This window comes from Streptomyces sp. PKA51 (assembly GCF_057552455.1).
In genome coordinates, this window is record NZ_BAAJPZ010000043.1 from 1 (window position 1) to 11507 (window position 11507).

The window sequence follows — 11507 nt, forward strand, 5'->3', positions numbered from 1 at the left end:
CCCCCCCCCCCCCCCCCCCCCCCCCCCCCCCCCCCCCCCCCCCCCCCCCCCCGCACCCGGCACCCACCCCCACCCCAAGAGCTCAGTGCGGCGCCCCCCGCCACCCAGCCACCGGCAGCGCGAACTTCGCCACCAGCCGATCCGTGAACGACGCATGGTGCAGCCGCGCCAGCCGCACCGGCACCGCCCCCCGCCGTACCTCCACCCGCGCCCCCGCCGGCAGCTCCACGCTGCGCCGCCCGTCGCACCACAGCACCCCGTTCGGCGTCTGCGGCTGCACCTCCACCGCCAGCACCGAGTCCGGCGCGGTCACCAGCGGCTTGGCGAACAGGGCGTGCGCGCTGATGGGGACCATCAGCAGCGCCTCCACCTCGGGCCACACCACCGGCCCGCCCGCCGAGAAGGCGTACGCCGTGGACCCGGTCGGGGTGGCGCACACCACCCCGTCACCGCCGAAGCGCGAGACGGGCCGCCCGTCGACCTCGGTGACGACCTCCAGCAGCCGCTCCCGGGCCGCCTTCTCCACGGACGCCTCGTTCAGTGCCCAGTCGGTGTGCACGACATGGCCGTCGGTGCGCACGAGCACGTCGAGGGTCATGCGTTCCTCGACCTCGTAGTCGCGGGTGACGACCCGGTCGACGACCTTGTCGAGGTCGTCGCGCTCGGCCTCGGCGAGGAAGCCGACGCGCCCGAGGTTGACGCCCAGCATCGGCACCCCGGAGCTGCGGGCGAACTCGGCGCCGCGCAGCAGCGTGCCGTCGCCGCCGAGCACCACCAGCAGCTCGCAGCCCGCCAGGACATCGCCGCAGCCCGGCCCCGCCTCGACACGCTCGACGGCGGCCGGCAGCGGCAGGTCCGCGGCCTCCTCGGCGAGCACCCGCACGCCGATGCCGCAGCGCAGCAGCCCCTGCACCACGAGCTCCGCGCTGCGGATCGCGGCCGGGCGTCCGGTGTGGGCGAGCAGGAAAACAGTGCGTTCAGCCGACACTGCCGACGCTGCCGATGCTTCCGGTACTGCCGATGCTTCCGGTGCTGCTGCTGATGATGGTGCTGATGGTGCTTTTGAAGTGGTCAACGGGGCCCCTCCGCCACTGCACGGTCGACATCCGCCGGGTCCAGTTCAGGCGCACCGGCGCGCAGCCACAGAAAGTACTCGACATTGCCGGACGGCCCGGGCAGCGGGCTCGCGGTAACCCCGAGTACGCCGAGCCCGAGCTCGGCGGCGCGCGCGGCGACGCCGCGCACCGCCTCGGCGCGCAGTTCGGCGCTGCGGACGACGCCGCCGGTGCCGAGCCGCTCCTTGCCGACCTCGAACTGCGGCTTGACCATGAGGACGAGGTCCGCGTCGGGCGCCGAGCAGGCCACCAGGGCGGGCAGGACCAGTCCCAGCGGGATGAAGGACAGATCACCGACAACCAGATCGACGGGCTCGCCGTCAATCTGCTCCAGCGTCAACTCGCGTACGTTCGTACGGTCCTTCACGGTGACGCGCTCGTCGCTCTGCAGGGACCAGGCGAGCTGCCCGTACCCGACGTCGACGGCGACGACGTGCGCGGCACCGGAGCGCAGCAGCACGTCGGTGAATCCGCCGGTGGAGGCGCCCGCGTCCAGGGCGCGGCGCCCCTCGACCTTCAGGCCGCGCGGCACGAAGGCCGCCAGCGCGCCGGCGAGCTTGTGCCCGCCGCGGGAGACGTAGTCCGGGTCGCTGTCGTCCTGGGCGACGACGATGGCGGCGGCGGTCTCGACCTGGGTGGCGGCCTTGGTCGCCGTCGTGCCGCCGACGGTCACCCGGCCCGCGGCGATCAGCTGGCTCGCGTGCTCGCGGGAACGGGCCAGCTTGCGGCGCACCAGCTCCGCGTCGAGTCGGCGGCGGGTCACTGCCACGTGCGGTTCAGCTCCTGTGATCGGCGTGTGTCGACGTGGGGGCCTCGTCGAGCGCGGCGAGCGCTCGGCGCAGCCCCTCGTGTACATCCTCGTACACCTGGGGGTGGGCGCCGACGTCGAGGTCGTCGGCGTCGGCCAGCCGCTCCAGCGCGGCGTCGACGCCGGGATGGCCGGTGGCGATCCGCTCCTGGCCCAGCGGTCGCGGCCCGGGCCCCGGCTCGTCGCTCATGTCGTCACTGACGTCGTCGGTCATGGCTCCGACGCTACCCCGCGGCGGCGGCTTCTCCTGCGCGGCGCCGCTCGTGGGGTACCGTCCTTGGCGATGGCGACCATTGAGGAGTGCCTGGCGGCACTGGACCGGCTGGCGCAGAACCTCGCCGAGGCGAGCGACGGGGTGCGCCGCGCGGCGGCGCTCGACCGCTCGCTGAGCTGCCACGTCACCGACCTGGACGTGACCTTCACCGGTCACCTGCGCGAGGGCCACCTGCGGGAGGTCCGTACGCGGCAGGGCGCCCCCGAGGAGCGGGCGGAGATCCGCCTGGAGATGTCGGGGGACGACCTGCTGGCCCTGGTGGACGGCAAGCTGAACTTCGCGAAGGCGTGGGCGAGCGGCCGGGTCAGGCTGAAGGCGTCCCTGAAGGACGTGCTGCGCCTGCGCTCGATCCTTTAGCGCCCTTCCGGCGGGCAGCCCCCTTGCGGCGGGCCGCCGGGACGACCAGCGGGGTCCCGCTCTGCGGGTCGTCGACGACCTGGCAGCGCACCCCGAAGACCTCCTCCACCAGGTCCGCGGTCACGATCTGCGCGGGCGGCCCGGCCGCCACGACCTTCCCGTCCCGCATCGCGATCAGGTGCGTCGCGTAGCGCGCGGCCTGGTTGAGGTCGTGCAGGACGGCGACGAGGGTGCGCCCCTCGTCCTCGTGCAGGTCGGCGAGCAGGTCGAGCAGGTCGATCTGGTGCTGGATGTCGAGGTAGGTGGTGGGCTCGTCCAGCAGGAGCAGGGGCGTGCACTGGGCGAGGGCCATGGCGATCCAGACCCGCTGCCGCTGCCCGCCGGAGAGTTCGTCGACGTGCCGGTCGGCCAGGGCGGCCACGCCGGTGGCGGCCATGGCCTCGGAGACGATGCGCTCGTCCTCCTCGGACCACTGCCGCAGCAGCCCCTGGTGCGGGTGGCGGCCGCGGGCGACGAGGTCGGCGACGGTGATGCCGTCCGGGGCGACGGAGGACTGCGGCAGCAGTCCGAGGGTGCGGGCGACGGTGCGGGCGGGGTACGAGCCGATGGCGGCGCCGTCGAGCAGGACGGCCCCGGCGCGCGGCTTGAGCATGCGGGCCAGTGCGCGCAGCAGGGTCGACTTGCCGCAGGCGTTGGGGCCGACGATGACGGTGAAGGAGTGGTCGGGCACGGTGACCGACAGCTCCTCGGCGATGGTGCGCCCGTCGTAGGCGAGGGTGACGGATTCGGCCCGCAGTCGGCTCACGGTGGTCTGGCTCCTGGTCCGGTCGTTCATGTGCGCGGTCATGTGCGCGGTGTTCATATGCGCCCCGCCCGCCGCTCGGTGAACAGCAGCCACAGCAGGTAGCAGCCGCCGACCATGCCGGTGAACGCCCCCACCGGCAGCCGGTCGGCCCCGAAGAGCCGTTGCGAGGCCAGGTCGGCCCCGGTCAGCAGGGCCGCGCCGGTGCAGGTGGCGGCGAACAGGTTGGGGCCGGGGGCACGGGTGAGCCGCCGGGCGAGCTGGGGGGCGGCGAGGGCGACGAAGGCGATGGGGCCGGCGGCCGCGGTGGCCGCGGTGGTCAGCAGGACGGCGGTGCCGAGCGCGCCGATGCGTACGCGCTCGACGCGCACGCCCAGCGCATACGCCGTGTCGTCGCCCATTTCGAGCATCCGCAGCGACCGGCCGTGGCCGAGAGCGAGCGGGACGAGGACGGCGCAGGCGCCCAGCAGCGGCCACACCTGTTCCCAACCACGCCCGGTGAGGGAGCCGACCATCCAGACGGTGGCGCGGGCGGCGTCGGTGATTCCGGCCTTGGTCAGCAGGTAGCCGATCAGGGCGGTGAGGACGGCGGCCACGCCGACGCCGACGAGGACGAACCGGTAGCCGTGCACGCCCTTGCGCCAGGCCAGCGCATAGATGGCGGCGCCCGCGGCGAGGCCGCCGGCCGCGGCCCCGGCGGCGACGGAGGCGGTGTCGCCGTGCCGGAGCACGATGACCAGCAGCGCGCCGGTCGTGGCGCCCTGGGCGAGGCCGAGGACGTCGGGGCTGCCGAGGGGGTTGCGGGTGACCGACTGGAAGACGGCGCCGGCCAGTCCGAGGGCGGCGCCGGCCAGCAGGCCGACCACGACGCGCGGCAGGCGCAGCTCGCGGACGATGAACTCCTGGGCTCCGGTGCCGCCTCCGGTGAGGGTGCGCAGGACGTCGCCGGGCTCCATCGGGTAGTCGCCGCTGCCGATGAGGACGACGGAGGCGGCCAGGGCGCAGGCCAGGAGCAGCGCGACGACGAGGACCGGGCGCGGGTGCAGGCGTACGGAGAGGCCGCCTGGTGTGCGCAGGACGCGCGGGGGGCGGGGGGTCTTGGTGGCGGTCACAGCTGGGCCGTTCTCCGGTGCCGGACGAGGTGGACGAACAGGGGGCCGCCGATGAGTGCGGTGACGATGCCGGCCTGCACCTCCGAGGGCCGGGCCACGATGCGGCCGAGGACGTCGGAGGCGAGCATCAGGACGGGCGCCAGCAGGGCCGTGTACGGCAGCAGGCGGCCGAGGCCGGGGCCGGTGAAGGTGCGCACGAGGTGGGGGACCATCAGCCCGGCGAAGGCGATGGGCCCGCAGGCGGCGGTGGCGGCGCCGCACAGCAGGGTGACGGCGAGCAGGCCGGCGGCGCGGACGAGGGCGGGCCGGGTGCCCAGGGCCCTGGCGTGGTCCTCGCCGAGTGCGAGGGCGTCCAGGGGCCGGGCGAGCAGCAGGGCGAGCAGGGCGCCGGCCGCGGCGAAGGGGGCGACCTGGGCGACGGTGCCGCCGGTGGCGGCGGCGAACGAGCCGACGGTCCAGAAGCGCATCGTGTCCAGCGCGGCGGAGTCCGACAGCTCGACCATGAAGACGTAGCCGTTGAGGGCGGCGGTCACGGCGGTGCCGGCCAGGGCGAGGCGTACGGGCGTGGCGCTCCTGGTGCCGCCGAGGACGTGGACGACGACGGAGACCAGGGCGGCGCCGAGGAAGGCGAACCACACGTAGCCGCCGGGCGAGGTGACGCCGAGGAAGGTGACGGCGGAGACGACGGCCGCGGCGGCACCGGCGTTGATGCCGAACAGTCCCGGGTCGGCGAGCGGGTTGCGGGTGAGGGCCTGCATCACCGCGCCGGCGAGCCCCAGGCCGGTACCGGCGAGGACGCCGAGGAGCGTGCGGGGCACGCGCACGTCCCGTACGACGACGTCGGTGTCGGTGCCGGTGTAGTGGAACAGGCCGTGCCAGACCGCGTCGAGCGGGACCGGCTTGGCGCCGACGGCCAGGGAGGCGGCGACGGCCAGTAGGAGCAGGCCCGTTGCGGCGACGAGCCCGGCGGCGTGCGCGGCCCTGCGGCGCGGCACGGGCGCGGCGGGCCCGGCGGCTTGCCCGGTGGGGTGCTCGGTGGGGGGAGGGGGACTGTCGACCAACACGACGTTAGGTTAGCCTAACCTTCCATCGACCCCCTCCCGGGCCCCACCCGTCACGGAAGAGAAGCGCCACCGAAATGAGCACCACCTCCCCCACCCTCACCCGTCGCGGTCTCCTCGCCACCGGCGGCGCCCTCGGCATCGGCGCCCTGCTCGCCGCCTGCGGTGGAACGAAGGACTCCGGCGGCGGGGCCGGCGGCAAGGGCGGCGGTCCGTGGAGCTTCAAGGACGACCGCGGCCGGACCGTACGGCTCGACCGCACCCCCAAGCGCATCGTCGCCTTCACCGGCACCGCCGCCGCCCTGCACGACTTCGGCGTCGAGTGCACCGGCGTCTTCGGCCCCACCCGCCTGTCCGACGGCAAGCCCGACCCGCAGGCCGGCGACCTCGACGTCGACAAGCTCACCGTGCTCGGCAACACCTGGGGCGAGTTCAACATCGAGAAGTACGCGGCTCTCAACCCCGAACTCCTCGTCAGCAACATGTTCGAACCCGATGCGCTGTGGTACGTCCCCGAGGAGAGCAAGAAGAAGATCCTCGGCCTCGCCCCCAGCATCGGCCTGACCGCCGCCCGCGTGCCGATGCTCGACCCCATCAAGCGCAACGCCGAACTCGCCGCCGCCCTCGGCGCCGACCTGAACGCCAAGAAGGTCACCGACGCCAAGGCCCGCTTCGAGGCCGCCGCCGAGGCCGTGCGCAAGGCCGCCAAGGACAACCCGGTCAAGGTCATGGCCGCCTCCGGCAGCGCCGACCTGTTCTACGTCTCCAACCCGGCCGTCAACGCCGATCTCATGTACTTCCGTCAGCTCGGCGTCGACCTCGTCGTCCCGCAAAAGCTCGACAAGGGCGGCTACTTCGAGAGCCTGAGCTGGGAGAACGCCGACCGGTACGCCGCCGACCTCATCCTTCTCGACAGCCGCACCTCCGCCCTGCAGCCCAAGGACCTCGCGGCCAGGCCCACCTGGGCGAAGCTGCCCGCCGTCCGGGCCGGCCAGGTCTCCCCCTGGCTCAGCGAGACCCGCTTCTCCTACGCCGGCTGCGCCCCGCTCCTGGAGAACCTCGCCGAGGCCCTCCGCAAGGCCGGGAAGACGACCTGAGCGGCGCGGTGGGCCGGGCATCCCGGCCCACCGTCACCACCGGGCGCTCAGTACCCCAGGCGCGCCAGCGCCTTCGCGGCGTCCAGGGCGCAGGCCCCCTCGCCCGCCACCGTCCACGCCACGGCGCACAGCGCCCGCAGCCCGTCGATCGGCGCGCCCTCGCCCTCCAGCACCAGCTCCCCGTCACCGGCCGACGCCGACCAGCCGCCGCACCGGCCGTCCACCACCGCCGGGTGCGGCTCCAGCAGACCCCGCAGGTCCTCGGAGACGTACGTCGGCCGGTGCTCCGGAGCCGCCGCGAGCAGCTGCGCAGCCGTGGTGACACCGGTCAGCACCAGCAGCGAGTCCACCCCGCCGACGTGCGCGCCCTCGATGTCCGTGTCCAGCCGGTCCCCCACCACCAGCGGCCGCTCGGCCCCGGTGCGCAGGATCGTCTCGCGGTGCATCGGCGGCCGCGGCTTGCCCGCCACCTGCGGCTCCGCACCCGTGGCTATCCGCACGGCCTGCACGGCCGCCCCGTTGCCCGGCGCGATGCCCCGCCCGGTGGGAATGGTCAGATCGGTGTTGGACGCGAACCACGGCACCCCGCGCGCCACCGCGTACGACGCCTCCGCCAGCCGCGACCACGGCATGTCCGGCCCGCCGTAGCCCTGCACGACCGCCGCCGGGTCGTCGTCCGCCGAGTCCACCGGCACCAGCCCGCGCTCGGCCAGCGCCACCCGCAGCCCCTCGGCACCGATCACCAGCACCCTGGCACCGGCCGGCACCTGATCGGCGATCAGCCGGGCCACCGCCTGCGCCGAGGTGATCACGTCCTCCGGCGCGGCCGGCACCCCCAGCTCCGTCAGATGGGTCGCCACGGTCTGCGGCGTGCGCGCGGCATTGTTGGTCACGTACGCCAGGTGCATGCCGTCCTCGCGGGCCCGCTCCAGCGACTCCACCGCGTAGGCGATCGCCGCGCCGCCGGCGTAGACCACACCGTCCAGATCCAGCAGGGCCGTGTCGTAGGCGGCGCCCAGCGGCCGCTCGCTGCCCTCGGGCCGCAGTCGCACGGTGTGGTTCATGGCTGTGATCGCTCCTTTGTGCTGCACGTCTCCTCCCGGATCATTGCTCATCCGGGCTGGAGACATAACATTTCACAATGAGCACTTCAGGCCACGGCAACGGCGAACCGGTAGCAGGGGGACTTCGTCTCGCCCCATTCCGAGGACTGCGCTACGTCCCCGAGAGGGTGGGCAGCCTCGCTGCCGTCACCTCCCCACCGTACGACGTCGTCGTCCGGCCCGACGGACTGCGCCACCTGGAGACCGCGGACCCGCACAACATCGTCCGGCTCATCCTCCCGCAGGCCGCCACCGCCGCCGACCGGCACCGGCAGGCCGCCGAGACCCTGCGCCGCTGGCAGGAGGAACGCATCCTCGCCGCCGACCCCGAACCCGCGCTGTACGTCTACGAACAGCGCGGCGAAGGCATACTCCAGCGCGGCCTCATCGGCGCCCTGCGCCTGACCCCCCGCGAGGAGGGCATCGTCCTGCCCCACGAGGACGTCATGCCCCACATCATCGAGGACCGCGCCGCCCTGATGCGCAGCGCCGGCGCCAACCTCGAACCCCTGCTCTTCTCCTACCGCGGCAACGGCGACGGCACCGAGGGCGCCGCCGGCGTCATCGAGCGCGTCACCGCCACCGAACCCCTGCTGTCCACCACCACCGAGGACGGCTACGCCCACCGCCTGTGGGCCGTCACCGACGCCGACGACCTCGCCGTCATCGACGCCGACCTCTCCCACCAGCACGCGCTCATCGCCGACGGCCACCACCGCTGGGCCACCTACCTGCGCCTGCACGCCGAACAACCGGCACCCGGCCCCTGGGACTTCGGCCTGGTCCTGCTCGTCGACACCGCCCGCTACCCGCTGCGCGTACGGGCGATCCACCGCCTGCTGCACCAGCTGCCCGCCTCCCGGGCGCTCGCCGCCCTCGGCGACGCCTTCCGGGTCCGCACCCTGGAGGGCTCCCTGCAGGACGCCCTCGACGCCCTGGCCCGGGCCGCCACCGAACCGGGCAACAACGCCTTCGTCCTCGCCGGCGACGGCCGCTACCACCTCCTGGACCGCCCCGACCCGGCCCTGCTCGCCCGCACGGTGCCCGGCGACCGCCCGCGCGCCTGGCGCGAGCTGGACGCCACGGTGCTGCACTCGCTGCTGCTCGAACACGTCTGGCAGGTGCCGGACGACCCCGAGCACATCGGCTACATCCACGACACCGCCGCCGTCGTCGCCCAGGCCGAGCGCCACGACGCGACGGCCGTCCTCATGCACCCGGTCCACGAGGACGTCGTACGGGAGCTGGCGGAGCAGGGCGTGACGATGCCGCGCAAGTCGACCTCGTTCGGACCGAAGCCGGCCACGGGCCTGGTGCTGCGGAGCCTGGCCCTGGACTGACCCGGCGCGGACCGGTCGGAAAACGCCGGAGGGCGGAACCCCTGTGGGGGTTCCGCCCTCCGGCGTCATGCGTCATGAGCGACGGCTGTCGGCCTCAGTCCTGCCGGGGCCGGTCCTCGGCGCCCTCGGACTCGGTCTCCGCGGGCTCAGCGGCTTCCGCGGTCTCCGTGGCCTCCGTGGCCTTCTCGGCCTCGGGCTTCTCCGCCACCGTCTCCTCGGGCGTCTCCTCGGACGTCTCCTCGTCGAGGGCGTCCGTGAACTCGATGCCGTCCAGCTCCGCGAGCCGGTCGGAGGCGTTCGTGGTGCCGCCCTGGTCCGCCTCGAGAGCCTTCGCGAACCACTCGCGGGCCTCGCCCTCACGGCCGACCGCCAGCAGCGCGTCCGCGTACGCGTAGCGCAGGCGGGCCGTCCACGGCTGGACGGAGTTCGACGCGAGCTCGGGGCTCTGCAGCGTCACGACCGCGGCCTCCGCCTGACCCAGGTCCTGGCGGGCACCGGCGGCGACGAGCCGCATCTCGACCTGACCGGCCTTGTCCAGCTTCTGCACCTCGGGCTCGCCGGCCATGGCCAGCGCCCGCTCGGGGCGGCCCATGCCGCGCTCGCAGTCCGCCATCACCGGCCACAGGTCGACCGAGCCGGTCATCCTGCGGGCGGCACGGAACTCGGCCAGCGCCTCGGAGTACTTGCCGGTGGCGTACGAGGCGAAGCCGGCGGCCTCGCGCACGGCCGCCACGCGGGAGGCCAGGCGCAGGGCGACGCGGGAGTAGGCGTAGGCCTGCTCGGCGTCCTCGTCCAGCAGACGGGCGACCATGACGAGGTTGCGGGCCACGTCCTCGGCGAGCGTCTTGGGCAGGCTCATCAGCTCCTGCCGGACGTCCTTGTCGATCTCCTCGCCGGTCACGTCCTCCGGGATGGGCAGACGCTTGACCGGCTCGCGGTCGCCGCGGTCACGGTCCCGGTCCCGGGCGTCACGGCGGCCGTAGCCACCGGAACGGTCGTCACGGCGGTCGTCGCGGCGGAACCCGCCGCGACCGCCGCCCTGGCGGTCGTCACGGAAGGAACGACGGGGACCGCGGTCGTCGTCACGGCGCGGGCCGCGGTCGTCGCGGCGGTCGTCGCGACGGAAGCCGCCACGGTCGTCGTCACGACGGGGGCCACGGTCGTCACGGCGCTCGTCGCGGCGGTCGTCACGGCGGAAACCGCCGCGGTCGTCGTCACGACGGCCGAAGCCACCGGTGGGACGGCCACCGCGGTCGTCGCGGCGGAACCCACCACGGTCGTCGTCGCGGCGCGGGCCACGGTCGTCACGGCGGTCGTCACGACGCTCGTCACGGCGGAAACCGCCACGGTCGTCGTCGCGGCGACCGTAGCCGCCACGGTCGCGGTCGTCACGACGGCCGAAACCGCCAGCCGGACGGTCGTCGCGACGGCCGAAGCCACCGCGATCGTCACGGCGGTCGTCGCGGCGGTCGTCGCGGCGGTCGTCGCGGCGGTCGTCACGACGCTCATCGCGGCGGAAACCGCCACGGTCGTCGTCACGGCGGAAGGACGGACGGTCCTCGCGACGGAAGCCACCGGGACGCTCGTCACGGCGGTCATCGCGACGGAAACCGCCACGGTCGTCATCGCGGCGGCCGAAGCCACCGGTGGGACGGCCACCGCGGTCGTCGCGACGGAACCCACCACGGTCGTCGTCGCGGCGCGGGCCACGGTCATCACGACGGTCGTCACGACGCTCGTCACGGCGGAAGCCGCCGCGGTCGTCGTCACGACGGCCGAAGCCGCCACGGTCGCGGTCGTCACGGCGGAAACCACCGGTCGGACGGCCGCCACCCGGACGCTCGTCACGGCGGAAGCCGCCGCGGTCGTCGTCGCGGCGCGGGCCACGGTCGTCACGGCGGTCGTCGCGACGGTCGTCACGGCGGAAACCACCACGGTCGTCGCGGCGGAAGCCGCCGGCGCGGTCGTCACGACGGCCGAAGCCGCCGCCACGGGGACCGCGGGCGCCTCCGCGGCGCGGCTCGCCGCCCGACCGGTCGTCGGGAGAGTTGGTGGACATCGACGTGACTCCTGTCTTCAGGTACCGCATTCATTCTCGCGCACCCTGGTGACAGGCGCGCTTCAGGCAAAAACAAAGGACCCCTGGTCCCAGCTGAACGCTGGGACCAGGGGTCCTTGCAAAGATTGTTCGGCGGCGTCCTACTCTCCCACAGGGTCCCCCCTGCAGTACCATCGGCGCTGAAAGGCTTAGCTTCCGGGTTCGGAATGTAACCGGGCGTTTCCCTAACGCTATGACCACCGAAACTCTATCGGATGCCCTGCCATGGCAGAGCTCTCGAACAGAGCAGCGAACAAGCACACTCTTCAGTTTAGGGTGTTACTGGTTCAACCGGCACGATTGTTCGTTATCCGGGAACCACACAGTGGACGCGAGCAAA

General features: G+C 73.9%; 11 protein-coding genes, 1 rRNA gene and 1 pseudogene. 3 read left to right on the forward strand and 10 right to left on the reverse strand.

What is annotated here, in order from left to right:
- Positions 1–82: 82 nt before the first annotated feature.
- From AC27L3_RS29295 to AC27L3_RS29305, 3 genes are all read right to left on the reverse strand, one after another.
- The gene (locus tag AC27L3_RS29295) at positions 83–988 is read right to left on the reverse strand and encodes an NAD kinase (protein WP_487237081.1); all 906 of its coding nucleotides are present in this window, start codon (positions 986–988) and stop codon (positions 83–85) included.
- A gap of 83 nt (positions 989–1071) precedes the next feature.
- Positions 1072–1878 (reverse strand): TlyA family RNA methyltransferase, encoded by an 807-nt coding sequence (locus AC27L3_RS29300; protein ID WP_365968994.1) that lies wholly within the window; start codon positions 1876–1878, stop codon positions 1072–1074.
- Between the two features lie 13 nt (positions 1879–1891).
- Positions 1892–2137: a hypothetical protein gene (locus tag AC27L3_RS29305; RefSeq protein WP_487237082.1), complete on the reverse strand. Its 246-nt coding sequence runs from the start codon at positions 2135–2137 to the stop codon at positions 1892–1894.
- Between the two features lie 69 nt (positions 2138–2206).
- On the opposite strand from AC27L3_RS29305, the gene AC27L3_RS29310 reads away from it, so the two are divergent.
- On the forward strand, positions 2207–2554 hold the full coding sequence (locus tag AC27L3_RS29310) for an alkyl sulfatase C-terminal domain-containing protein (RefSeq protein WP_487237083.1): 348 nt from the start codon (positions 2207–2209) through the stop codon (positions 2552–2554).
- On the opposite strand, the gene AC27L3_RS29315 is transcribed toward AC27L3_RS29310, so the two are convergent.
- From AC27L3_RS29315 to AC27L3_RS29325, 3 genes are read right to left on the reverse strand one after another with little or no spacing between them, the layout of a single operon-like run.
- Positions 2502–3401, reverse strand: coding sequence for an ABC transporter ATP-binding protein (locus tag AC27L3_RS29315; RefSeq protein WP_487237084.1), 900 nt, complete (start codon positions 3399–3401; stop codon positions 2502–2504). The two genes, AC27L3_RS29310 and AC27L3_RS29315, sit on opposite strands and share 53 nt — an antisense overlap.
- A gap of 11 nt (positions 3402–3412) precedes the next feature.
- Entirely contained in the window at positions 3413–4468 is a 1056-nt protein-coding gene (locus tag AC27L3_RS29320; RefSeq protein ID WP_487237085.1) for a FecCD family ABC transporter permease, read from the reverse strand.
- Positions 4465–5532 carry a FecCD family ABC transporter permease gene (locus AC27L3_RS29325; RefSeq protein WP_487237086.1) on the reverse strand — a complete coding sequence of 356 codons (1068 nt, stop codon included), beginning with the start codon at positions 5530–5532 and terminating at the stop codon, positions 4465–4467. Before AC27L3_RS29325 ends, AC27L3_RS29320 begins: the two co-directional genes overlap by 4 nt.
- 74 nt (positions 5533–5606) lie before the next feature.
- On the opposite strand from AC27L3_RS29325, the gene AC27L3_RS29330 reads away from it, so the two are divergent.
- The gene (locus tag AC27L3_RS29330) at positions 5607–6626 is read left to right on the forward strand and encodes an ABC transporter substrate-binding protein (RefSeq protein ID WP_487237087.1); all 1020 of its coding nucleotides are present in this window, start codon (positions 5607–5609) and stop codon (positions 6624–6626) included.
- A gap of 47 nt (positions 6627–6673) precedes the next feature.
- On the opposite strand, the gene AC27L3_RS29335 is transcribed toward AC27L3_RS29330, so the two are convergent.
- Positions 6674–7690 (reverse strand): HAD-IIA family hydrolase, encoded by a 1017-nt coding sequence (locus AC27L3_RS29335; RefSeq protein ID WP_487237088.1) that lies wholly within the window; start codon positions 7688–7690, stop codon positions 6674–6676.
- A gap of 77 nt (positions 7691–7767) precedes the next feature.
- Here AC27L3_RS29335 and AC27L3_RS29340 point away from each other — a divergent pair, with 77 nt between their 5' ends.
- A complete protein-coding gene (locus AC27L3_RS29340) occupies positions 7768–9069 on the forward strand; it encodes a DUF1015 family protein (protein ID WP_487237089.1) in 1302 nt (433 codons plus the stop codon).
- A gap of 94 nt (positions 9070–9163) precedes the next feature.
- Here the strand turns inward: AC27L3_RS29340 and AC27L3_RS29345 are convergent, their stop codons facing one another.
- The 3 genes and pseudogenes from AC27L3_RS29345 to rrf all read right to left on the reverse strand — a co-directional run bounded on the left by AC27L3_RS29345 (position 9164) and on the right by rrf (position 11372).
- On the reverse strand, positions 9164–9928 hold the full coding sequence (locus AC27L3_RS29345; protein ID WP_487237090.1) for a tetratricopeptide repeat protein: 765 nt from the start codon (positions 9926–9928) through the stop codon (positions 9164–9166).
- Positions 9929–10456: 528 nt separating this feature from the next.
- Positions 10457–11158: pseudogene (locus AC27L3_RS29350) on the reverse strand (hypothetical protein); the annotation flags it as partial.
- 97 nt (positions 11159–11255) lie between these two features.
- Positions 11256–11372, reverse strand: a 5S ribosomal RNA gene (gene rrf / locus AC27L3_RS29355).
- Positions 11373–11507: the final 135 nt, after the last annotated feature.